The following is a 26,238-nucleotide window of genomic DNA, read 5'->3' on the forward strand; positions in this document are numbered from 1 at the left end:
GTATATTGAAATTTATATTTTCTCGAATACATTTCTAAAACTACAAGCGGCAGCAAGCCTGCCTTGCAAATCAGCAATTGGCACACGCTCCTGTCCAGTAGTATCTCTGTGACGTATGGTTACCGTATCATCTTCCAAGGTCTGGTGATCTACGGCAATACAAAATGGAGTACCTATCAAGTCCTGCCTTGTATAGCGTTTTCCGATGGATCCTGCTTCTTCGTAAATGATATTGAAATCGTATTTCAATTGATCAAAAATCGCTTTTCCTTTGTCAGGTAAGCCATCTTTCTTGGTCAATGGCAAAATGGCCGCTTTCACGGGAGCCAAGGCAGGATGCAAGGCCAAATAAGCCCTCGACTTTCCTTCCACTTCTTGCGTCGTAAAGGCATTGCAAAGGGTCATTAAAAACAATCTATCTGCTCCAATAGAAGTTTCGACTACATATGGAATGTAATTCTGATTGATCTCTGGATCAAAGTACTGTTGTTTCTTTTTGCTGAACTCCTGATGCGCTTTCAGATCAAAGTCTGTTCGGGAGTGAATCCCTTCCACTTCCTTGAAGCCAAAAGGAAACTGGTACTCTATATCCAAAGCAGCATTGGCATAATGTGCCAGCTTCTCATGGTCATGTCTTCTTAGTTTTTCTTCAGGTATACCCAAAGCCTTGTGCCAGCTCATTCGTGTATCTGCCCAATGCTTGTACCATTCCAATTCAGTACCAGGTCTAACAAAGAATTGCATCTCCATTTGCTCAAATTCCCGCATTCTAAAAATAAACTGTCTGGCAACAATTTCATTTCTGAAGGCCTTACCTATTTGTGCTATACCAAAAGGAATTTTCATTCTGGCTGTTTTCTGCACATTCAAGAAATTCACAAAAATCCCTTGAGCCGTTTCTGGTCTAAGGTAAATGGTATTAGAATCCTCTGATACAGAACCTACTTGAGTAGAAAACATAAGGTTAAACTGCCTTATTTCGGTCCAGTTTGTGGTTCCACTTACCGGGCATTTGATATCTTCCTCAATTAATAATTCGCGAAGCGCTGAAAAATCTTCTGCCTCCAACAAACGCCCCATGGTAGCCAAAAGACTATTGGCTTTCTCCTGGTTGCCTTCGTTTTCATAACCGGCAGCTTTTTCTTCAATCAGTACATCTGCTCTATAGCGCTTTTTACTGTCTTTATTGTCTACCATTGGATCATTGAAACTATCCACATGGCCTGAAGCTTTCCAGGTAGTAGGATGCATAAATATAGACGCATCCAATCCAACGATATTTCCGTTTAAACGGGTCATGGATTCCCACCACAGTCTTTTAAGATTGTTCTTTAACTCTACCCCATAAGGCCCGTAATCATATACTGCCTGAAGCCCATCATAAATTTCTGATGAAGGGTAAACAAACCCATACTCTTTGGCATGGGCAATGATATCTTTTAGCAGACCACTTTCCTGCTTTTGTTCTGATTTTGCCATAAGCGCAAAATTAAGCAAAAACCTATACTCTACAAGGTTTTTCAGTTACTGGTATTGCTTTGTATCAGGAAAGCAGCAATATCTGCGATATCTTGGGCCTTAAGATCCATTTCCTCGGGTCCCGGCATCAGACTTATGGGAAGTGGTTTTCTCGTCAGCACTTCTTCTGCAGGAATTATATGCCTTTGCCCTTGAAAATCCAACATCGTAACCACCGGTCCTGCAGCTTGTAATAAACCTAAAAGTACCGCTCCATTGTTTAGTGCTATCAAATAAGCTTCCGAACCAAAGCCTATGGCAGCATCAGGTTGAACAATGGCGTTGACCAAGGTTGGGTAATCCATTTTATGTCCTATTTGACTCAGGTCTGGACCTATTTCATTACCCGAGGACTCGATTTTATGACAGGTAGCACAATTTTGAATAGCTTTTACTTTTCCGGCTACTGGGTCTTTGCTGAGCGATAGAACTCCTTCTTCATCTATTGCTTTTTCGCTACCAAAATAATGCCTCAACACCTTAAGTACCGAGGGCCTTTTTTCGCCTTGAGTTACGGCTGAAAAATCTAGATTGGAATCTTTTAATGCACCTTCTGCACCCATCAAAGCCAAATGGAGTCTGCCCGAAGGGTTTTCCACCAATTGAGCTAACGCAAGCTGCTTTTGTTCATTGTTGGTTAAACTGTCTTTCAGTTGCGCTTTTAATGCCAGTAAATTGGGTTGGGCATCTGGTAAAACAATTGGAGCCTCCCAATCTTGCAGAAAAGCGCTCCACTCATTGTATTTTCTGAATTGAAGCCACCATTGGGCTTTTTCCTGAAGAGCCCCTTCCTTTTCAGCGGCTTTCTTTACAGCCTCCACTGCTTCTTTTTCAAAGATAAAAGCCAAAGTTTCCAAAGCCAGGTCTCTTTCATCTGTGGTAAGTGCCTCATTTTCCAATCTGGCCCTTAAAGCAGGAATGGCTGCTTTGGGATGCCACTCCCATATTAAAGAGGCAATTTGAGGAGACCATTTTGCCGGATCTATTGCAGCGATATTGTCCCGGTAATAGGTTTCAGTATTGTCTTTCATTCCTATGCCCAATGCATTTCTGTACCAGGGATTTGTCCCATCGTATGCTTTGATTAACTCTTTATAGATTTCTGAAGTTTTCCCCCAATCTTCCTCCCTTAGCAATAAGGCCAGTTCCCTTCTAATCAATGGCAAACCATTCTTAGAAAGCTTCAAAGCTTCAACAAGCAAGCGCTCTGGGCCATTGGCTGACAAAGCCCTAGCTGTGGTCAAAACGATTTCCTGATTTGCGTCTTTTAGCAATGGCAAAATTGAATGGATTCCTTGCGCTCCCATACCTGCAAGCGTCCAGATCGCTCTGGCCCTGAAAAAGGGATTGTCCTCATTTTTAACCATACTTTCTAGCTCAGGCAAAACCGCAGCCCCTTGTTCTTTTAACTTTTGCATGGCAAAAGCACGTACATGAACCGCTGGATTTTTTAGCGCAGCCAATTGACCTTCTGTAGTAGAATAATCTATCTTTGGAAGTGTTAGGGTTTTTCCTTTTGGTACAATGCGGTAAATCTTACCTTCTCCCACTGTGTCCCTCATTTGATGGCCTCCCACGATCGGGTCATACCAATCAGCGATAAATAGCGAACCGTCAGTACCTACTGTAACATCGCTTGGCCTAAACCATTTTCGGGTATCTTCCTCCACCTGGTGCCAGATATAGCCAGTATTGTCCTGGTCAACTGAGGAAACAAAGGCTTTTCTATTTTGAAGGGGATAACCAGCACCTATTACTTCAGGAGTATAGCCAAATACAATATTCCTACCTGCATCAGCACTTAATAAAAGCCCTCTGAATTGCTCCCCAAGCTCATCTCCCTCAATGCGAACCATTCCAGTAGGTGAACCTGCCCCATACACATCCCCAACAGGCAAAACCCCGGGATCATGTTGGTGCCAATGCGCCTCAGCTATTGTTTGACCTGGTCTTCTATCGGCTTGCCATGTTCTGTTACCTTTCTCACTAAAATACCCTGCATTGCTTCCCTCCATCAACCAGGTAGTTCTACAGGAAGCTGTTTGGTCATCGTTGTCACTTTGCCACATATTGCCATAAGAGTCCACCGCAACTTCAAATGAATTTCTGAAATTGTGTGACACTACCTCCATACCAGTACCATCGGGATTGATCCTGATGACCAAGCCCCCATTGTATATTTTTCCATCATCACTGATTTGTGAAGGAACATTCTCGGTACTGTAAGGGGTAAATTCATTGTAAACGCTACCTGAGCGAAGCGTCCAGCCGTCTTTCCCTTCCACTTTATGTGGCCCTGCATTTCCTGTAATAAAATACCATTTCCCATCCGGGCCAAGCTGCCCTGCATGTAGCCCATGGTCATGGTCTTTTCCTCCAAATCCTGTTAAAAAAACCTCTTTACTATCAGGAATATCATCGCCATCTTCGTCTGTATAGATGATTATATTTGGAGAACAAGAGACCACTATCTGATTGCCCAGCACGGCAATCCCCAAAGGGCTTCTCAGCAAGGTATCCTGAACAAAAACCTTTGAAGCATCTGCTTTGCCATCTCCATTGGTATCCTCAAGGATCATTACGCGATCACCTTTTTCCTGCACCTTGTGGCCATCAGCATTCCGGAAATCTCTGTAGTTAACTCCTTCAGTGACCCATACCCTTCCTTTAGCATCCACATCCATATTGGTGGGATTAAAGAATAGGGGGCTTTCGGCCCATACACTTACTTCCAATCCTTCCGGAACAAATAACAATGGTTGGTCTTCCTGTTGGTTGCCTGTATTGCAAGAAAAAATTCCCAGGAATAAAAGACTACAACAGATCGGCCACTTTACCATTTTTTTAGGATTTCATGAGTTGTGATACAAAATTTAGATTTTTTCTATAGGCTGGCAACACTTCCATACCCTTTGGAATGGCTCCCTCCATAATGCACCAACCTTTGTAGCCAATTTTATCCAGGCTCACTTTTACTTTTTCAAAATTCACCTTTCCTTGCCCAAGCAACTGACCATTTTCTTTAAAGTGAATTTCACAGATATTTTCAGCTCCTAAGAGGGCTATTTCTTTATAAATATCATAGCCCATTTCTGTTGCATTGGCCAGGTCATAATAGACCTTTACATGGGTAGAGCCTACTGCTGCTAAAATTTCGAGGTGCTCTTTTGCTGATAACCATGATTCAATACCTAAAACCACATTGGCTTTTTCCGCCTTCGGGGCTACTTTCTTTAATCTACGGATTACTTCTTTTTTTCCTTCAGGATCATTTCTTAGGTCTCCAGCAGAGAAAAAGGCCAGCAAAACATTTTTGCATCCCAAGGCTTTGGCTACATCAATACTATCCGAAACCCAAACTTCAGTTTCAGGGGCAGATTTATAGGGCACCCGGTTGAGCTCCCCTATTGCCAAGCCCGCAATTTTTACCTTGTTATTTTTAGCCGACTGAAGATAAGTTTGTTGCATCTCCTTTTGCCTGAGATGCATGTTATTAGACACATTACCCAAACTTACCTGAACACCATCAAGCCCTATTTCTCTCGCCAATTCAAATGCTGTAGGATCTGATGCTTTGCCAATGGACCAATCACAGGCGCCAATTCGAACTTTAGGTTTTCTGTCGTCCATCCCCCAAAGTGGAGCCAAGGCAACCATGCTACTTAATGTCAGGATTGTTTTCCGTCGGCTAATCTTTTTCATCTTATTCTTTTATGCTGGCCATTTTATAAACTTTTCCATCCGCTTTGGTAAAGAGGTACATTTCTCCACTGGCGTCTTTTCCAAATCTAAGGTCTACCCTTCTACTTCCAGCCAATTTTGCAAGAGGTATAGATACTCCTTCATATTCAACTGTCCATTCATAAATAGGTGCCTGTTTGCCTACTTCAAGATCCGCTATATTTACATAAAATAGTCGCCCTCTTGTTATGTCTCCAAAAAGATATTTACCATTCAAGCCTGGCACTTCTGTTCCTGTATATTCATATCCACCTGAAATGGCATTACCTTCATCGTGATCATACATAGCCACCGGATAAGAAAACCCAAAGGATTTTTCATTTTCAGGCAAAGGGAAAACCATGTTGGAATCGTCTTCTGGTTTTAATTCGAAGGTTCCTTCTCTTACCGGCCAACCGTAATCATCACCTGGTCGAAGCATATAAAGGGATTCTATTTGACCTTGACCAATATTGGAGACCAATATTTCACCACTCTTGGTCCAGGTAATTCTATGTGGATTTCTGAAACCGTGTGCATAGATCTCAGGCATCCAACCTTTGTCATTACCTACAAATGGATTGTCTTCAGGGATTCCGTATTTTCCATTACTGCTATTATTACCTTTAGGATCAATGCGATAAACTGCTCCCCAAGGCTGAGTGGCCCCATAAGAAATCCAGGCATGTCCCCTTCCTTCCGATCCTCCATCGCCTATCCCTAAATAGAGTAAGCCATAATCTTTATCCCCTTTTTTTGCAAGTGGATTGAAAGTAATTTCTTGCATGCCATGGATAGCAGAGGCCATATCTATCCTAAACAGTTCTCTGTGTTTAGAAGTATTTGGCGGTACCCCTAGTGGATCATTGGTTTCCCACTCCGTAACCACCCACTGCATATCACTTTTAATACTGTCTCCGAAGGCAAAATCAGCAGGTATTGTATAAGGTTTTTCGGTATGGCTGGTATAGAACAAACCATTGTCACCAAAATCGGGATGGAAGGCAAAACTGCCAAAACCAGTGGCCAGTCCAGGTTGATTTATAAAGTCAGGCATTTCCTTAGCCATATCGAGATATAAACTGGTTTTCGCCCCTTCCATAAGGTATAATTTACCACGTAAATCCAACATGTACAAGTCCTTGGTTACCGGATGGTAGTCCATTTTAGCTATACGGGTAACGGGTTTCTTTTCTGCAGAAGCAGGAATTGTACTGATCAATTCCAGGTTGACAACCAAATCAGACATGGGGATTTTTTCAGGAATAGGGTTCCAAATGGAATCCAATACTGCTTTTAAATTCTCTGCCGGTGCTTCATGCTGGTGCATGTAGGCAATGATATTGTCTAATTCTTTTTCCTCCAAATGACTGAAAGAAGGCATATAAGTCTTGTACCTATCGAAAACTTTCTTGGCTCTTTCATCCCCCTTATCAATCATTTCCGTGGGGTTTTGAATAAAAGAACGCAACCATTCGAGGGATTGTTCTTTGGTAATCCCTCCCAACTGGGGGCCAATTCCGTTTTTATTAAAGGCGTGACAACTGCTACAATTTGCTTGGAACAATTTTTCTCCAACTTCTAAGCTGGCCTGATCCATAGGTATTAATTCCTCCAATGGTTTGTCTTTAGAGTTACATGACCAAACTAAGGCGGAAAGGAACAGGAGAAAAATTAGGTTTCTAAATGGGTTCATAGATTAAAGGTACTGTCAAATGCAATTCAATCAATTAAAATATGGAGCCAATCTACTTTATTATCGTTATATAAAAAAAGCCTTATTTACTAATGCGTAAAAAAATACGTTTAATTGGTGAATTGAGAAGATATAATCGTAGAGATACCGAATAGGCTAAAGGTTCATTTTATTATTCGTCCTTTCATAGAAATATGCAAATCTAAACAGATTCCTTTCAAAGGACCCTCAATTAAATCGATAATTATCTATTTGAGATGCAACAATAAACAAAAAAGGGGCTTGTTTTTCAACAGCCCCTTTTTTGTTATTGATGGATAATTACCATCCTTTGTTTTGTTCGATACCAGATGAGCTTACCACACGAGTTGGTATTGGCCAAACGCCCATGGTGCTCGCATCAAAATTTCTGGCAGGCCAGATTTCACCTATGGTATAAGGAGAATCTGGATTAGCTCTATCGCTATGAAGGCGACCGTGAAGAGGTTGGCTATAGGCTGCCTCAGCATCTCCCCATCTCACCAAGTCAAAGTGTCTATTGGCAAATTCACCTGCCAATTCTACTCTTCGCTCATGTTTAAGGTCTTCCATGGTGGCATCAGTTTTTGGATCAAGTCCGGCTCTCGCCCTTACCATATTTAATGGTGCATCACCATTTTGACCTTGCATGATCAAAGCTTCAGCTTTCATAAGCAAAAGTTCACTGTACCTTAACAAAGGAACATTCAGAATGGTTGTTGGATCATTCCCATTGGAATTGATATAAGTACCTATGGGATTTTCAAACTGGTATTCATACAGGTATTTGTTGAATTGCAATCCTGAAAGAGAGTTTTCCGATTGGTATTTTCTTTCCTCTCCGAAAAATTTGAAATCATCACCAAATTTTAAGATTGTAACCTCTCTTCTGAAGTCACCCTCTTCAAATTCTTCATACAATTCATTAGTAGGCATGTAATAGCCCCATCCATTGTATTTTCCCCAGCCTTTATTTTCAAGAGAAACACCTGGCAGCTTACTTCCACCATTCACACCAGACACTACAGTCCAGATATATTCCGGCCCCCAGTTGTTTAGGTGACTATGTAACATTCTGAAATCTTCGGATGGAGTATTGGTGGTATAAATACCCCTATTGGAGCCAGAATTGGTAACTGCATCCACATAGGTTACTACTTCAGCATACCTTGAAGCATCATATTCTGCCCAGTATAAATTTGTCTTCGCAATATAGGCTAGTGCAGCATCCTTGTGTGCGCGTCCCATATCTTCGGGACTATAGGTTGTAAACAAAGGCAATAAGTCTGCGGCCTTCTTGAGGTCTTCTACGATCTGCGCATAGTTTTCTTCTACGCTAGCAGGTCGAGAATAACTTCCTGGCTCATCAAACATGTTCTCTTCTGTAATTATTGGAATACCTCCACTTACATCATCCCCATAAGTATGGGCCAACCAGAAATAATGGAAAGCACGCATAAAATAAGCTTCTCCAAGAATTCGGTTTTTCAGGTCGGTTGCCAGATCCATGTCCGGAACATTTAGAATAATGTCATTGGCTCGACGGATAATTTTGTAACTCTGCGGATACATCCAATAAGCGTAGCCTTCATCACCAGTCATGTTGAAGTTTTTGATATTGTCGGCAGTAGAATTAATCCTTCCTGTCACCATATCGTCTGAAGCATTGATATACCAGAAAAACCCTCTGGAAAACATGTCTTCATCTTTCATGTAAAAGTAAAGGCTATTGGCCGCGGTTATTGCATCCTGTTCGTTCTGGAAGAAGTTTTCGTAAGAAGTACTTCCGAGTGGCTCAAGATTAGTAAACTCATCTGAGCAGCCTGTCATCACCCCTAAACTAAGGACGATCAATATTGATATCTTATATAATGTGTTTTTCATTTTTTTCACAGTTAGGTATTAAAGCGTAAGAGAAAGTCCTGCTGTAAAAGTTTTAGGCAGAGGATAACGACCCACATCCATTCCTTTACCACCAACTTCCGGGTCCATACCAGAATATTTAGTGATTGTAAATAAATTTTCAGTAGAAATATAAACCCTAAGACTACTATTTTCCCCTACATTTTTTAGAATTTGCTGAGGAAAGGTATACCCTACTGTAAGGTTTTTCAATCTCATATAAGATGCCTCTTCTAAATACCAGCTTGAAGCTGTACCAAAGTTTCTATTGTCATCTTTAGTAGATATTCTCGGAATATCAGTATCTGTATTTTCAGTAGTCCAGGCATCTAAAACTCGATTGTCTAAGTTATAACCAGACTGAGAAGCGTTCAAGGCAGTGTATTTGTAGCCATTAAAAACTTTTACACCTGCAACCCCCTGCAAAATCATGCTTAAATCGAAACCTTTGTAATCAACACTTAAATTGAATCCATAGGTAAAGTCAGGAAGGTAACTTTCCATAAACACCTTGTCCTCATCAGTGATTTTACCATCATTGTTTACATCAGTAAATTTGAAATCTCCCGGCTTTGCATTGGGCTGTATCAGCGTTCCATCCTTAACATGAGCGTCAATCTCACTTTGTGATTGGAAAATTCCTTCATAAGGAACCAAGAAAGTAGAATACAAAGATTGACCTACTTCAGACCTATAAGGATAAAGCGTACTTCTGACTTCATCGCTATGTGCTATGAAATTTATATTGCTCTTATTGTATCCATCAAGGTTCATTAACTCATTATTGATAATACTAAAATTCCCTCTTGCGCCAATGTTGAACTCTCCGGCCTGGGTAAAGTAGCCCGCAGAAAACTCAAGACCTGTATTTCGCACTTCTCCACCATTCACATCTGCAGCGGTAGTTCCCTGGTGCAAATCTTCCAATCCTGGTAGTATCATTCCTTTGGTCGTTTTCACAAAATAATCCAAAGTCAGGTCAATTTTATTGTCAAATAAACCAGCATCCAGTCCGATATTGGTAGATTCCGAAATTTCCCATTTAAGGTCTGGATTGGATTGTCTGTTGGCATAAACCGCCCTATAATCAAGGGAAGCTTCTTGTCCAAGAATAACCGTTTGCGTACCTAAAGGAACATCAAAAGAATAATAGCCTACAGAGTTAATGTTTCCAATTTGGCCCCAGGAAGCCCTCAACTTCAATATATTTACAGCTTCGTTATTGAAGAAATCTTCTCCTGAAATTTTCCATGCGCCAGAAACAGCAGGGAATACGCTTGATTGATTCTGGATTGCCAGACGAGAAGTCTCATCACGTCTTACACTACCTGCTATAAAGTATTTGTCATCGTAATTGTACATAACCCTACCGATAGCTGAAGTCAATGCATCCTCATAAACACCAGTAGTAGGGGTCATGAATTCTTCAGCATTGCTCATGTATTGATTAAAAGGTTCCTCACTGCTGAATCCTCTACCTTCCTGAAAATAGGATTCACTTTTGGTAAACTGCGAGGAGTAGACAGCCGTTACATTTAGATCATGTAAACCAAACCTTCTTTGAAAAGACACCTGGTTGTCCCATATCCACCTTTGGGTATTTGAACTGCCCTGGTAAAGATAATTTTGCAGATTAGTTCTTCCTAGTTCTGGAATCCTAGGGCTAAACTGCTTGTTATTGGACATATTGATATTGTAGCTAAAGGTACTTCTGAAAGACAGACCGGGAATAATCTCATAATTTAAATACGTATTGGAATTTAAATTAGTGGTCGGGTTATTGGTAGTAGGCCTCAAAAGAAGTCCCATTGGGTTGTACACATCACCATAAGTACCTGCAAATTGAGACAGTTCGTAAGGTACTACACCATGGAAAACTCCATTTTCATCATAAACAGGGGCTGCGGAAGGCATGTACAAAGCACTTATTATACTGCCTGAATAAGAACTACTGGAATTGGTGCCTACTGAAGTCGATCTGGTAAAATAAATGTTTTCACCTATGGTCACCTTATCAGACAAGTGAAAATCTGTTTTCAGTCTAAATGCATAGCGCTCAAATCCAGTCCCTTGCAAGAGTCCTTCTTTATTCAAATAGCCAAAAGAACCCATATAATTAGCTGATTCACTGGCACCGCTGACGTTCACATTGGCACTGTAAACTGCCGCTGTTCTAAAAATTTCTTCCATCCAATTGGTTCGAGTAGTTTGCCCCCATGGATTTTGACTTCCATCATGAGCTGCCTGACGGGCCGCACCAGCATTGTCTGCAGCCAAATTATACACATCGGCTTGTTGCTTTGCATTTAGTGGAGTAGGTAAATTACTTGCTTTCTGCGTACCGGAATACACATCAAAAGTAACTACAGGTTTCCCAAATGCACCTTCTTTGGTTTTGATAACGATTACCCCAGAAGCAGCCTGAGCACCATAAATGGCAGCAGCAGAAGCATCCTTCAGGATGGAAACAGATTCTATATCGTTAGGATTAATAGGAGGACCATAATATGGCATTCCATCAACCACGGTTAATGGTCTTTCATCAGAAAGTGAACCTATACCACGAATTACTACCAAACCCTCTTGGGAAGGGTCGCCACCTTGCTGTAATACTGTGACACCAGCCACACTACCTTGTAAGAAATCATTCAGATTCGTAACAGGCCTACTATTGATCTTGTCCAGACCAGCTACAGAAGATACTGAGGAGGTTAGGTTTTCTCTTCTAGAAGTACCGTAACCAATCATCACTACTTCGTCCATGTTAAAGACAGATTCCTCCAGGTATACATTAAGCTCAGTATTACCATTGTAAGGTAAGGTTTGGGACTGCATTCCTATAAAAGAAACAGTAACAGTTCCTGAACTTTCGCTTAAACTAAGCGAAAATTTACCGTCAATATCGGTAATGGTTCCTTGGTTGGTATTGCCTGCGGGGACAATGGACGCCCCTGGTACGGGCTCCTGATTAGGGTTGCTATAAACCGTTCCTTCTACAACGGTCTGGGCTTGAGCACTAAAAATGGCCAGGCACCATAGCGCGGTTAATAAATAATAGATTTTTTTCATAGGGTTATTTTTACTGATTAATAAAGAAATGCAATATTAAGTAAAAGTATGGGCTGTGAATAATTATAGAATTATTAAAATGTTATTTCCTTAGCAAAGTTGGAAGTTAATCACAAATTTAAAACCTCTCTACGAGTACCTTAATCCTTGACTAGATCAAAAATTCTTTGGACATTCATATAAAAAAGCAAACTTCCTTCAAGGCGATTTTTTATATTTGCCCCTATTTTATTTACCAAAATTTCCTCCATGAAATACATCAGCCTACTATTATTGTTTTTTTTAGCTTCCCAGCCACTTTACCCCCAATCGTCCACCTTTGGAGAAATTCACGGAAAAGTCGTTGACAAGGAAGGTAAGGCCGCTCTAGGTTTTGCTACAATCAGTGTTTTTTCTTTAGAATCAGAGGACAAGAAGTTAATCAATGGTGGAATTACCTCAGAAGATGGTTCCTTTTCGATTGATCTTCCTCAAGGAAAATTCAATGTTTTGGTGGAATTCATGGGCTATGAAGCTTTAGAAATAAATGACATTGTCATCAATAGGGAAAACCGTAAGCTTGACCTTGGATCAGTAGGATTATCTGCAGATACAGAAAGCTTGGATGAAGTGGTTGTCCAAGGTGAAAAGACTCTGATGGAGTTGTCCTTGGACAAACGAATATTTAATGTTGGAAAAGACCTATCTAACGCAGGACGATCGGCGAATGATATTCTGATGAACCTACCTTCTATATCTGTGGATCCTGAAGGAGGAGTAAGATTGAGAGGATCTAGTAATGTACGAATCCTTGTTGATGGAAAACCTTCAGGGCTTGTAAGTTTTAAGGGAAGTAGTGGACTCCAACAACTTCCTGCAAGCATGATCGAGTCAGTGGAGGTCATTACTAATCCATCTGCACGCTATGAAGCCGAAGGAATGGCTGGAGTAATCAATATTGTATTGAAAAAAGACAATAATCAAGGTTTCAATGCCTCCTTTGAAGGAACTGTTGGGAACCCCGATAACTTTGGACTTGCGGCTAATCTCAATTACAGACAAAAGAACATCAACTGGTTTATCAATTACGGAGTAGCTTATAGAAGCCCCCCAAGAGAGGGTACCATAAGCCAGGAAGTGGATAATGGAGACACTACATTTTACTCTCACCAAACTACCTCCGGTACCGTCAGTGGACTTAATAACAATATCCGCGCAGGCTTGGATTACTATTTCAACGAAAACAGCATACTGACAGGGTCCTATTTATGGAGGAGGAGTGACTCAAGAAGACTTACTAATATAAGGTACAATGATTATAATTATAAAGGAGGCCCTTTACAAAGCTATACCCTACGTACCCAAGATGAAGATGAGAAAGAGCCAAATTCAGAATTTAACCTGACTTACAAAAGAAGTTTTGAGCAAAGTGGTCATGTATTGACTGGTTCAGTTACCTATCTAGACTATTGGGAAAATTCTGACCAAGTTTACACACAGGATGGCTACACTCCTGCCGGAGCCCCTATTTCCGGAGCCTCCTTTTACCAAACTTCTCTAAATGATGAATTTGACAGACAGTGGCTATTCCAACTAGATTATACCAAACCAATTGGTAAAGAAGGGAATTTCGAATCTGGATTCAGGAGTAGTTTTCGAAACATGGAAAATGATTTTATTGTAAGCCAAAGACAAGAATCTGGAGAATTTGAAGCACTTCCGGGATTGGATGACATTTTTCTTTACGATGAAAACATCCATGCGGCATATGCCATTTTGGGTAACAAGCACGAGAAGTTTACCTACCAAGGAGGACTACGCGCAGAGTACACGGATGTTACTACCACATTGGTAACTTCAAATGAAATCAACCCTAGAGATTATGCCAACCTTTTTCCTTCCGCCCACTTTACCTATAACCTAAGCCAAGATGACGCTTTTCAGGTAAGTTACAGTCGTAGGATTAGAAGGCCTGTTTATAATGATCTCAGCCCTTTCATGACGTTCTCAGATGCCAGAAACTTCTTTAGCGGTAATCCTGACCTTAACCCAGAATATACCGATGCATTTGAACTTGGGCATATTAAATACATGGATAAGGGCTCCATATTTTCAACCGTTTACTATAGGGATACCAAAGATAAAATCGAAAGAATCAGAAGTGTAGATGAAGAAGGAAACTCAACTACTATACCTGAAAATCTAATCGGAGAACAATCCATGGGCTTTGAATTCACAACTGATTATATCCCTGTGGAATGGTGGAAATTAGACGCCAATTTCAACTTTTTCTATGCGAAGATAGATGGCAGCAATGTCTTGGATACCTACACTGCAGAAACCTATTCTTGGTTTACCAGACTTACTAGCCGATTTACTTTTGCTAATGGATTAGACATTCAGGTTAGGGGGAATTATGAAGGCCGAAGAAAGGTGGCTCAAGGAGTTCAAAAAGCCATTTCTTACATGGACATTTCTGCAAGTAAAGACATAATGAAGGGTAGAGGTACATTGATTCTCAATGTTCTTGATGTCTTTAACTCCAGGAGAAACAGGTACATATTTGAAGGGCCAGGCTTTACTACAATAGGTGATGTCTTCCCTAGGAAAAGGCAAATCAACCTGACATTAAATTACAGAATCAAACAGTCCAAATCCCAAAGCAAATCAACCTTAATGGGTTCCGAATAAGGGGTATTACCAAAGGGCAATTCACTAAGTTATTGCCCTTTGGTAAAATTTCATAGAAGATTAATTACTAAAATCTCAAGCAAGCTACACTTCCTGACGCTATATACTCAATGGTACAGAGTCAGGAAAAAAATTCATTTGGCCATTCGTTTCACTTCCTGATGCCGATAGCATTGCACCAAATGGTCATTGATAATCCCTGTGGCTTGCATATGGGCATAAATAGTTGTGCTTCCTAAAAATTTAAACCCATACCTTTTAAGTTCCTTGGCTATTTTATTAGACAGTTCAGTAGTGGAGGGAACTTCCTCCATATTATTCCATGCATTTTGCACTGGTTTACCATCTACAAAATCCAACATAAACCCTGTAAAAGTTCCATATTTAGATTGAACCTCCATAAACCTTCTGGCATTGTTTACAGCTGCTTCAATTTTCAATCTATTCCTGACAATACTTGGATCTTTGGTCAATTCAGTAATTTTATCTTCGGAAAATTCCGCCACTTTTTGATAATCAAAACTTTCAAAGGCTTTAGCATATCCAGCCCGTTTTTTCAGAATAGTCGCCCAACTCAGCCCGGCCTGGGCACTTTCCAAAATCAGAAACTCAAAATGGGTTCGGTCACTGTATACAGGCACCCCCCATTCCTCATCATGATACCTTATATAATCTTCAAATCCAAGACACCAAGGGCAACGGAATTTTTGAGTTTGGTCATGTTTATAATCGTTCATAACACTTCAGGTTTTTTTATAGGCTACAATACTTAATGGATAAAATATTAAATCAACCTGATTTATCAATTCAATAAATCAGATTGCTCCCAAAAAACAATGTGGCCTCCGACTCATTTACCTAAACCATCATTAAATGTCTTTCACTACTTCTTTTTTCGGCATTTTAATACTCCACATCCCCCTTAAATCACCAACTTTAAAATCAATAGCTTTGTCCTCGGGATACAAACTATTGATTTTTTCTAGTGTTGATTCATTGATTTCTTTCCCTGGTTCACCATGACAGTTTAGACAAAGCCCATTAGGAATAGTGATGGCTTTGGTATATAATAAAGTTTGCCCATCGTCCAATTTCTGGATATTGGCATGATTGTCAACATTATTATTGACATTATACGCATAAGCATCGAGCAATTCTAATTCCTTTTCATTGGGACTATTTTGTGGATTCCGGTTCTTGACAGATACCCTTCTAATATTGACCTTGTATTTATCGGCTACTTTTTTTGTAATCTTCAAGGCTTCTGTATTGCAAAAACCAACAGCCTCTTCTGCTCCATTTTCTTCAATTGCTTTTTGTAAAACCCCCATAAGTTCCTTTTGAGCGGCCATACTTATCTCATCACCCCATTCCATGGCATGCTCTGTAATTTCAGCTTCTCCCAATTTTTTAACTTCATTGGCTTTATTAACCTCTTCCACGAGATCCCTATCGATTTTCTTTCCGTCATTACAACTTCCAAAACCAATAGCCAATAAGAGACCGAACGAAAACAATCTGTATTTTACTTTCATCATCAATCCAATTTTGTTTTACTATTAAATATAAGGACTATTCCATTAAAAAGATTCAAAAAAACCAAAAACGAACAGCCACTGATGCAAAAGAATAGAGCAGCAGACATAAATAATTTATTTTAGGTCATTCACAATAGTGATCCTATAAAAAACTTGGTTCTTTTCTGATTCAGAAGGGTGGAAAATGAGATTCTAAATTTATATAAAGTAGTCCCAATTTGCACTTAATTTAACCCGGATTATGTAATAGGATTTCTCCGTCCTGACAATAGTCAGGGGTGAAGCCTGTCCCGTGTTTACGGAAAGTGTTGCAATCGCAAGAAAATCAGGCTGTTTGGAGATTTTAGCATAGCACCGCTATGGTGAAATTGAAAACAGCAACGAAGTGGCTGATTTTGAAGCGATTTCAGCATGTAATAGATTGTCTATTGCATATTTCGGGTTTAAGCACAAGGAGTAAAGAAATAAAGGAAACTGCCCTCATCAGCTTTCAAACAGAACAACTTACCTCTTAAAAAGAAACACTCCTATCAATCTAAAAGGTCTTTTTCAAGAGTCAAGCGTATAAAATAATTCTGTGTCGGGTATTCATCAACAATATTGCTTAATTTTGCCCCTCAAATAGAACAACCATGCTGGACAAACTGGAAGCAATTAAAGATAGATTTGAGGAGGTTTCACAACTAATCATCCAACCGGATGTAATGAGTGACATGGGAAACTACACCAAATTATCAAAGGAATACAAGGATCTGGAAAAAGTCGTTGCGGCCTACGATAGCTATCGCCTCACGCTTGATAATATTGAAAGCACTAAGTCAATATTAGAAAAAGAAAAAGATCCAGAGTTCCGAGAAATGGCCAAGATGGAATGGGAGGAATTGAAAAACCAGAAGGATGAGATGGAGGAAGATCTCCGGAAGATGTTAATTCCGAAAGACCCGAACGACTCTAAGGATTGTATTCTTGAAATCCGTAGTGGAACAGGTGGAGATGAGGCAGCCATCTTTGCGGGTGACCTTTTTAGGATGTACGAAAGGTTTTGTGAAAAACAAAACTGGAATCTTACTGTACTTGATTTGACGTTTGGAACCTCTGGAGGTTATAAAGAAATCATTAGCTCTGTTTCTGGAGCAGATGTATATGGCATGTTAAAATATGAGTCAGGTGTTCATCGTGTGCAGCGGGTTCCGGCCACAGAAACACAGGGAAGGGTACACACCTCCGCCGCAACGGTTGCCGTTTTGCCTGAAATGGAAGATGTGGACGTAGAAATAGACATGAACGAAGTAAGAAAAGACACCTATTGCTCCTCAGGACCAGGGGGACAATCTGTCAACACCACTTACTCCGCCGTTAGGTTAACCCACGAACCTTCGGGAATAGTTGTTACCTGCCAAGATCAAAAATCACAAATAAAAAACTTTGAAAAGGCACTTAAGGTATTAAGATCAAGGATATATGAAATAGAATTGGCCAAGCACAATGAGGCAGTAGGTGCCCAAAGAAGATCCATGGTGGGTAGTGGAGACCGATCGGATAAGATAAGGACTTACAATTATCCTCAAAGTAGGGTTACCGATCATAGGATTAACAAAACAGTATACAACCTTCCAGAAGTCATGGAAGGCAGTATAGAAGACTTCATAAGTGCCCTTCGTTTTGCGGAAAATGCAGAGAAAATGAAAGGTGGAGGAATGGAAGATTAATCCGAAAATAGCCTAAAACAAACGATTGTATAATTTCACTAATAAATTAAGGATAGGAGAATGAGAATCAATTCTCCTGCTATTTTACTTAACTTAGAAGCATAGCCTTCAACCCTTATAGGAAAAGGCTAAATTTAACCCGGATTATGTAATAGGATTTCTCCGTCCTGACACCAATAGTCAGAGGTGAAGCCTGTCCCGTGTTTACGGGAAGTGTTGCAATCGCAAGAAAATCAGGCTGTTTGGAGATTTTAGCATAGCACCGCTATGGTGAAATTGAAAACAGCAACGAAGTGGCTGATTTTGAAGCGATTTCAGCACGTAATAGATTGTCTATTGCATATTTCGGGTTTAAGCAGATTGCTGTTTTTTTCACTTCAACTAAGCACGCAAATTCACTACTAATGAAGGTATAAGACAAGCATTTTTCAAGTCCTATACCTCCACTTAAAGCACCAATATTTTCCTTTTAAACTCGCTGGTTCTTGTTCTAATAATTAACACGTGAAGTCCTTTAGGTAAGTTATTGATAAAATACACAAATTGACCTTCGTTGGTTGGCACCTCTTTGATTTTTAGGCCCATCGCATTATAAACCCCTATATAATTTACCCCTGCTATACCTTTTAAAGCAACATGTATATCTCCTCCAAATGAAGGGCTAGGAAATATTTCTATATTTTCATCTTCAGCCTCTTCGGCTACTGAGGTAATAAGGTTAACGTTTACAGAAAGCACCCGACTAGGCCCTTGATTACAAGCGTTTATAGGCGTCACTTCAACTACATGGTCACCAGGAGTAGTCCAATCTACACGAATTGAAGGTGTACCCTGTCCACTAATGATTTCACCACCACTACCAATTGACCATTGATAATTGATATCCTGTTCACCTGTTATTTCATAATCAGCCTCCTGAAATCCTACCCTTACATTGCCCGATATTACTGAAGGTTGATCTGGTATGGTAATTACCCGGATGTCTTTCTGAGTTGTTGGACCTTGACCACAAGGGTTAATACTTGATACAGTAAGCCTTTGCTCATTTAAATTCGTCCATTCAATGGTTATGGCTGAAGTTCCTTGACCTTCTCTAACCACACCTCCTGTAGCTTCCCAAAAGTACTCTGTACCTGGAATGGAATCTACCATGTATTCTTCCAAGGTATTCACACATACCACACCTTCACCTTGGATGGTGGTTGTTTGTTTTGGTTCTTCCGAAACGATTACTTCCAAGGCGGTAGTTTCTCCATTCCCACAACTATTCTTACCTCTCACCATTACTGCATTCCTACCGGGAGTATCCCATCTAACCACAACTCTGGAACTACCTTGCCCTTGAATAACACTCCCCCCATCTACGCGCCAATCATACTCTTCACCATCTAATCCTAAGTCCTGAATTGAATAAATCTGTTGACTGAGACAAATATTATCTTCACCAAAAATAGTTGGAATCACATCAGGAACCTGACAGGTATATTGATAAAAAATTCCATTTTCTCCTACCACATACCCAACATTCAAATCCCCAAAGCTAATACCCGTAAAATTCTGAAAGGTGCCTGTTTCTAATTTCTCCCAAGAATCTCCCCCATCAAAAGTTCGGATAATCAATCCATTTTCACCTGTGATAAAACCTACGGACTCATCAAGAAAGGCTATATCAGATAAAGGCGTATTAAACCCTGTTTGTAAAGGCTCCCAATTGAGTCCTTTGTCCCTTGTTTTGAATACAGCACTGGAAGTACTTACTGCAATTGCTGTCACCTCATCTAATATTGCTATAGCTTTTAAATCAGCATTGCTTCCGATATTTACCTTTTCCCAATCAAAACCTCCATTAGAAGAAATTAAGACCAACCCCTTTTCACCAATTATAACTCCATCATTTTCATTGAAAAAAAACACGTCTTTTAAGTTGTAATTAGCCATACCTGAACTCACTGTCTGCCAATTTACCCCCTGATTTTCAGTAATTGTAATTAACCCTTGATCCCCAACCGCAATCCCTTTATTGAAATCAAAAAAGTAAAGTCCATTTACATTTTTATTCGTACCTGGATTTAAGGTAGTCCAGTTAGCGCCCGAATTTCTAGTCGAAATGATATTCCCATTATCCCCAGAGATAAATCCTATATTAGCGGAATTAAAAAACAAAGAATTAAATGGTAAGGAAATAGGCCGAGACCTATCGGTAAATCTATTTCCCCCATCGGAAGTTAATAAAATCAAACCATCATCTCCAACAACATATCCCTTCATGTCTGTTGTAAAGGCTACCCCTCTAAAATCACTAGCGGTGCCAGATAATCTTATGGACCAGCTCGACCCCGTATTATTGGAAGATATCACAACACCGCTAGAGGCTACTCCCAATACATTGTTTGTGTTCGGCCTTATTGATAGGCTTTCTATGTCTTGATCTGAACGAGGATTTACTTCTATAAAAGTAAGCCCTGCATTGGTCGTTCTTAATATTGTGCCTCCATCTCCACTAATCACTCCTATAAGAGGGTAGGAAGGATTAAAAACCACATCTGTTAGATCAGTATCAATACCACTATTAATAAATTGCCAGTTTAGGGCACCATCTTCTGTCTTAATAATGGCCCCCTGATCACCTACTGCATAACCAATAGTATCATTAATAAAATACAGTGAATTCAAAGAAACATCGAATCCTGAATCATACTTTTCCCAGGACTCGCCAGTATTTAAAGTTTTGAAAATTTCGGCATTTGAGCTAACTGCATAACCAAGCTCTGGGTCTACAAAAAATATTTTATTGATAATGGCTTCTGTAGGTAGGTTGGAAACAGTCCATGATTGTCCCGCATTAACTGAGCGGAGGACAAGACCATTTTCCCCACTAATCATCAGTCTATTCTCGTCGACATGTAATACTTTATTCAGCTTCAAATCGGCTGGAAAGCTGGGGGAGGTCCAACTTATCCCAGCATTTATAGTTTTAAAAATTTGACCATTTTCGCTTAACAATATACCATTTTGCTCATCAAAAAATGAGAGATCCATCACATCTAGTCGCATTGGGAGTTTCAGCTCAACCCAGCTAAGCCCCCCATCTATGGACTTGAGCAGAATGTTTTCACCACCTATGAAGCCAACATTTGTGTTTACCCATTTTATTGATTTGTAATCATTACCCCAATCTCCAACCCTTCTCCAACTTTGTCCAAATCCAATCTGGATAAGCAATAGGCCAAAAAAACATAAAAGTAAACCCCGCTTCATATAAATGCCTAAGTTTAAATAAATTATCCTTACAAAAATAATATATAATTCAGTATATAACAGGAAAAAGAAATTTAATACGCCAGCACCATCTGAAAGGCTTTTTTCATACTACAAAATTGAAATAATAGGACATAAAAAAAAGGGTGCATCCACCCTTTCTTCTTAATCCATAAATTCTTTAACCTAATCATCTATCTTTTCCACCCACTGCAATCATGGCACATCTGAAACCAATGTGATTAGAAGCTGAGTCTTGGTGCATAAATCTCCTGGTCCCAGGTGCCAACCAATAAGCTACATCTCTCCAAGAACCACCTTTATAAACTCTGTAATTGTCATCAATCAAAGTAGTTTGATAAGTGTCTTGCTCATCATTGGTTCCATCTTTTCTAATAGGGTTAAGGTCATCAAAATCCTGAAATGAAAGTGGTCGATAAACATCTTGAACCCATTCGTTCATGTTACCTGCCATATTGTATAGTCCAAAATCATTTGGAGGAAAATCATAAACATTGGTAGGGATAATTTCTCCATCATTGGATACACTACCAGATAATCCAGCATAATCACCTCTTCCTCTTTTGAAGTTGGCGAGAAAATCTCCTTGTCTTGATTTTCTTTTTATGTTGTATGGATTTCTTGGTCCTCTACCATCCCAAGGATAGATTCGCCCATTTTCCTGATTTTCATCCATATACTGGGTTCCAATCATTCCTTTAGCAGCAAATTCCCATTCCGCTTCATTAGGAAGCCTGTAATTAGGAAAAACAACGCCTCGCTCTATTAGCTGATCTAAGGTAAGTGGATCGGATTGTTCTTCGTCATCCTTTTTCTTCTTACCTCCAAAGTTTTTCTCCCTCTCCAACTCATTTACGTATAGGGTTCTCCAATGACTATAAGCATTGGCCTGAGTCCAACTAACACCTGCTACTGGATAAAAATTAAATCCAGGGTACCTAAAGTAATAAGTAGAATAAACATCATTGTAAGACATGGCATTGGCCCATACCTTTTCGTTTGGCTCAAGTTTCTGGAGCGAATCAGTACTGACACTGTCAGCAATATTGAAAAGAAACTCTTTATAATCCACATTGGTAACCTCCGTTTCATCCATGTAAAAAGAAGCGATAGTAACTGTTCGTTCTACATTGTCACGAAAACCCATGACATCTTGTTCCTGAGATCCCAAGACTGCCCTTCCTCCTTGGATAAAAACAAGCCTCGGCCCTATCACTTCTCTAGGAAGCCTAAAGACCTGAAATGCTGAATCTTCTTCATCAAAACTATATTTTGCTCCGGTTGATGCACTTATGCCTCCGGGATTGCTGGCAGTTCTTCTGGAAGTTTGATTTCCACAAGAAGACACCAAAAGCCCCAGTAATGCCACTGCAGCAAAAAAACTAAATTGAAAATTTTTATTCTCAAATTTCATGCGACAAGTTTTATGTTTTGCCTTATTAAAACGCTAATATATGACCAATAATATATTATACCAATATTCTCTTTCTTTCAAAACACCAGACAAAAACCATTTTTTATCCAATTCTTGTGAAATACTACAAAAATAATTGTACCACCTATATAATTCCCCACACGAAAAAATATCTGATTTGTAAAAAAAGGCCCCAAACAAAACTAATATTTTTACGCTAAGGTCCTCTTTATTAAACAAATCCCATTTTAAAACCACCCTCTATTTTACAAATAACATATCAGAAAGCCAATTTTTAGCCTTTTGAATATTATCGACCCCTTTGATTATAAGAATTAAACGATCTTTGGTTTCTTTTATTTTACAATTTCTGTTCTTCGATTGAATAAACTTAATAATATTCATAAAGATTGGAGAACTAAAATAAACATCTTTATCCGAAGAAACGAAGTAACACTTCATTTGTTCATTTTTCAGGGCAAGTTTTTCAAACCCAAGTTTCTCAGCCATCCATCTTAACTCTACCGTCTCAAATAAAGCCTGTACTCTTTCCGGAATGGTACCAAATCTGTCCTTTATCTCCTCTCTAAATTCATTAAGCGCCTTTTCTTCTTTTATATCATCCAATTTAGAATACAAACTTAACCGCTCAGAAATATTACTCACATAACTCTCTGGGATAAGTAACTCCATATCTGTCTCAATCACACAGTCCTGCACCAATGGAGCAACAGTCTGTTTTAGGTCATTTTCAAATAGTGCGGCAAATTCTGTCTGCTTGAGCTCCTGAACCGCATCATCAAGAATTTTGTGATACATTTCAAATCCCAAATCAGAAATAAACCCACTTTGTTCAGCTCCTAAAAGGTTTCCTGCTCCACGGATATCCAAATCTCTCATTGCCACTTTAAATCCATCTCCAAGATCAGAAAATTCTTCCATCGCCTGAAGCCTTTTTCTGGTTTCTACGGTTAACGTTGAAGTGGGCGGAGTGAGCAGGTAACAGAAAGCTTTTTTGTTGCTTCTCCCTACTCTACCTCTCATCTGGTGCAAGTCACTCATACCAAACATGTGTGCCCTATTGATGATAATCGTATTGGCATTTGGTATATCCAGCCCTGACTCAATAATATTGGTAGAGACCAATACATCATAAGCTCCATCGATAAAGTCCACCATGATTTTTTCCAACTTTTTACCGTCCATCTGCCCATGAGCTCCTACCACCTTGGCATCTGGCACCAACTTCAATATCAAATTGGCAATTGAGTCAATTTCCATAACTCGGTTATGGACAAAAAAGACCTGACCACCACGGCGAAGTTCATTGGATATCGCATCTCTAATGATTTCTTCTCTAAAGGTATATATTTCTGTAGTTACAGGCTGTCGGTTTGGCGGAGGAGTAGCGATTACCGACAGGTCTCTAGCCCCCATTAATGAAAAATGAAGGGTTCGGGGAATAGGAGTAGCTGTCAATGTAAGCACGTCTACATTTACCCTAAGTTGCTTCAATTGATCCTTGACCTTTACCCCAAACTTCTGTTCCTCATCAATGACCAATAAGCCAAGATCTTTAAACTTCATTGCCTTGTTCACTATCTTATGGGTCCCGATAAGAATGTCTATTTCTCCATTGCCTACTTTTTCAATGATCTCTTTTACTTCTTTGGCGGTTCTAAACCGGTTAATAAAATCTATGGAAACGGGAAAATTTTCCAGACGCTCTTTAAATGTCTGGTAATGCTGCATGGCTAAAATTGTAGTCGGCACCAATACCGCTACTTGCTTCCTGTCATTTACGGCCTTGAATACTGCTCTTACGGCTACCTCGGTTTTACCAAACCCAACATCCCCACAAACTAGCCTATCCATAGGGTAAGGCTTCTCCATGTCATCTTTTACATCCGATGTGGCCGAAGCTTGATCAGGAGTATCTTCGTATATAAAAGAACTTTCCAGTTCTACTTGTAATACACTATCTGTAGAAAATTGATGTCCCGAAGCTGTCTTGCGTTGAGAATAAAGTTTAATTAAATCCTTTGCAATATCCTTGACTTTATTTTTAACCCGTTTCTTTTTGTTCTCCCACTCCTGAGTACCCAATTTGGACATTATAGGCATGGTACCTTCCTGACTGCTATACTTAGAGATTTTATGTAAAGAGTGAATATTGACATAAAGCAGGTCATCATCTCTAAAGACTAAACGGATGGCTTCTTGCATTTTCCCTGTGACCTCTACCTTTTCCAAACCTGCAAACCGCCCTATTCCATAGTCAACATGGACAATATAATCTCCAGGATGAAGATTTTTTATTTCTTTTAGTGTAAGTGCCTTAGATTTGGAAGTGGTTTTTGTGGACTTGTATCTGTAGAACCTTTCGAAAATTTGATGGTCCGTATAGCAAGCCAACTTCAATGAGTCATCCACAAAACCTTCCTTAAGATTAATTGGTAATGTCTGAACCTTCAAAGTGGGATCCAACTCATGAAAAATATTAACCAGACGACCTATTTGCTTCTCACTTTCCGAACAAATAATATTGGTAATCCCTTTGGCTCTGTTTTCATTAAGGTTTTGGACTAAGAGGTCAAATTGTTTGTTGAAAGATGGCTGAGGATGTCCCTGAAATTGGAATTCTGGCACGTCTTTCCATTCAAAGACATGTCCAAAAGCCAGTAAGGTAAAAGATGATAATTGGGCCTCAAACGCACTCGTATCCAAAAACAGCTTCTCTGGTGGCATAAGTAAAGCACCACTTTCTCCTATCTTATCGTAATACTGACAAGCTTTTTCAAATAGCCCCTGTATTACATTTGTAGAGTTTTTATAATTTTTAATCCAAAAACAGGTTCCTTCAGGAAAAAAGTCCATAATTGGCTGCCGACTTTCCTGTTCCATCTTCGTTTGGATATTCGGCAGAATACTAATCTCCTCAACACTGCCAGTGGACAACTGTGTTTCTGGATCAAAGGTCCTTATGCTGTCTATTTCTTTACCGAAAAGTTCCAGACGAAAAGGCATATCATTGGCATAAGAGTAAATGTCAATGATTCCACCTCTAACGGCAAATTGCCCTGCCTCGTATACAAAATCAGATTTCTCAAAGCCGTAGGTACTTAATAGCTCCTCTATAAATGAAAGGTCCACTTTCTCACCTACCTTAACAGCAAAGGTGTTTTCTTTTAAGCTCTTTTTATTAATAACCTTTTCATAAATGGCCTCAGGAGAAGTGATAAGCACCTTTCCCTCAGACATTGAGCCCGACAGCTTGTTGAGAATCTCTGCCCGCATCAATACATTGGCATTCTCAACTTCATCATAATGATATGGCCTTTTATAACTAGCTGGAAAAAGATAGGCGGCTTCTCCAGTAAAGGTTTGCCAATCACTCGCTAAATAGGCTGCCTCTTCGCTATCATTGCCTAACACAACATGAAAGCCACCTCTTACTTTCGATATAGCATGAACGATTAGCATGTCCATACTCCCTGAAAGCCCTTTAACATTCATTCTTGAATGCTCACCAGAACCAATGCTTAATCCAAGATTTCTTACAAATGGATCATCTGTATAAAGTGATAAAAACGACTGCTTGTCCAACTACTATTCTAATTTAGTGTAGAACCCTAGATAGGCTGATTCTTTTCTTTGCTAGGCTTTCGCCTGCGCTCTGAAAAACCAAACTCGGGTTGAAAATAA

Annotated in this window: 13 protein-coding genes; 2 read left to right on the plus strand and 11 right to left on the minus strand. The window is 39.7% G+C overall.

Annotated elements, in window-relative coordinates:
* Nucleotides 1-12 precede the first annotated feature (12 nt).
* From CA2015_RS05800 to CA2015_RS05825, 6 genes are all read right to left on the minus strand, one after another.
* Nucleotides 13-1,479 (minus strand): glycine--tRNA ligase, encoded by a 1,467-nt coding sequence (locus CA2015_RS05800; RefSeq protein ID WP_048641051.1) that lies wholly within the window; start codon nt 1,477-1,479, stop codon nt 13-15.
* 41 nt (nt 1,480-1,520) lie between these two features.
* Nucleotides 1,521-4,358: a PVC-type heme-binding CxxCH protein gene (locus CA2015_RS05805; protein ID WP_048641052.1), complete on the minus strand. Its 2,838-nt coding sequence runs from the start codon at nt 4,356-4,358 to the stop codon at nt 1,521-1,523.
* A 4-nt stretch (nt 4,359-4,362) separates the two neighbouring features.
* Nucleotides 4,363-5,220: a sugar phosphate isomerase/epimerase family protein gene (locus CA2015_RS05810; RefSeq protein WP_053086648.1), complete on the minus strand. Its 858-nt coding sequence runs from the start codon at nt 5,218-5,220 to the stop codon at nt 4,363-4,365.
* Between the two features lies 1 nt (nt 5,221).
* The gene (locus CA2015_RS05815) at nt 5,222-6,934 is read right to left on the minus strand and encodes a PQQ-dependent sugar dehydrogenase (protein WP_048641054.1); all 1,713 of its coding nucleotides are present in this window, start codon (nt 6,932-6,934) and stop codon (nt 5,222-5,224) included.
* A gap of 321 nt (nt 6,935-7,255) precedes the next feature.
* Complete coding sequence (locus CA2015_RS05820; RefSeq protein WP_048641055.1) at nt 7,256-8,836, minus strand: RagB/SusD family nutrient uptake outer membrane protein; 1,581 nt, start codon at nt 8,834-8,836, stop codon at nt 7,256-7,258.
* Nucleotides 8,837-8,854: 18 nt separating this feature from the next.
* Nucleotides 8,855-11,923: a SusC/RagA family TonB-linked outer membrane protein gene (locus CA2015_RS05825; protein ID WP_048641056.1), complete on the minus strand. Its 3,069-nt coding sequence runs from the start codon at nt 11,921-11,923 to the stop codon at nt 8,855-8,857.
* A 249-nt stretch (nt 11,924-12,172) separates the two neighbouring features.
* Here CA2015_RS05825 and CA2015_RS05830 point away from each other — a divergent pair, with 249 nt between their 5' ends.
* Nucleotides 12,173-14,593, plus strand: coding sequence for a TonB-dependent receptor domain-containing protein (locus CA2015_RS05830; protein ID WP_048641057.1), 2,421 nt, complete (start codon nt 12,173-12,175; stop codon nt 14,591-14,593).
* Nucleotides 14,594-14,727: 134 nt separating this feature from the next.
* Here CA2015_RS05830 and CA2015_RS05835 read toward each other — a convergent pair whose 3' ends face one another.
* Nucleotides 14,728-15,330: a DNA-3-methyladenine glycosylase I gene (locus tag CA2015_RS05835; protein ID WP_048641058.1), complete on the minus strand. Its 603-nt coding sequence runs from the start codon at nt 15,328-15,330 to the stop codon at nt 14,728-14,730.
* Between the two features lie 132 nt (nt 15,331-15,462).
* Nucleotides 15,463-16,131 carry a Tll0287-like domain-containing protein gene (locus CA2015_RS05840; RefSeq protein ID WP_157470336.1) on the minus strand — a complete coding sequence of 223 codons (669 nt, stop codon included), beginning with the start codon at nt 16,129-16,131 and terminating at the stop codon, nt 15,463-15,465.
* 632 nt (nt 16,132-16,763) lie between these two features.
* On the opposite strand from CA2015_RS05840, the gene prfA reads away from it, so the two are divergent.
* Nucleotides 16,764-17,840: a peptide chain release factor 1 gene (prfA, locus tag CA2015_RS05845; RefSeq protein ID WP_048641060.1), complete on the plus strand. Its 1,077-nt coding sequence runs from the start codon at nt 16,764-16,766 to the stop codon at nt 17,838-17,840.
* Between the two features lie 447 nt (nt 17,841-18,287).
* On the opposite strand, the gene CA2015_RS05850 is transcribed toward prfA, so the two are convergent.
* From CA2015_RS05850 to mfd, 3 genes are all read right to left on the minus strand, one after another.
* Nucleotides 18,288-21,098, minus strand: coding sequence for a YCF48-related protein (locus tag CA2015_RS05850; protein WP_048641061.1), 2,811 nt, complete (start codon nt 21,096-21,098; stop codon nt 18,288-18,290).
* Between the two features lie 190 nt (nt 21,099-21,288).
* Nucleotides 21,289-22,533 carry a gliding motility lipoprotein GldJ gene (gldJ, locus tag CA2015_RS05855; protein ID WP_048641062.1) on the minus strand — a complete coding sequence of 415 codons (1,245 nt, stop codon included), beginning with the start codon at nt 22,531-22,533 and terminating at the stop codon, nt 21,289-21,291.
* A gap of 261 nt (nt 22,534-22,794) precedes the next feature.
* Nucleotides 22,795-26,139, minus strand: coding sequence for a transcription-repair coupling factor (gene mfd / locus CA2015_RS05865; RefSeq protein ID WP_048641064.1), 3,345 nt, complete (start codon nt 26,137-26,139; stop codon nt 22,795-22,797).
* Nucleotides 26,140-26,238: the final 99 nt, after the last annotated feature.

The sequence above is a fragment of the Cyclobacterium amurskyense genome, assembly GCF_001050135.1.
Classification (GTDB): Bacteria; Bacteroidota; Bacteroidia; order Cytophagales; family Cyclobacteriaceae; genus Cyclobacterium; species Cyclobacterium amurskyense.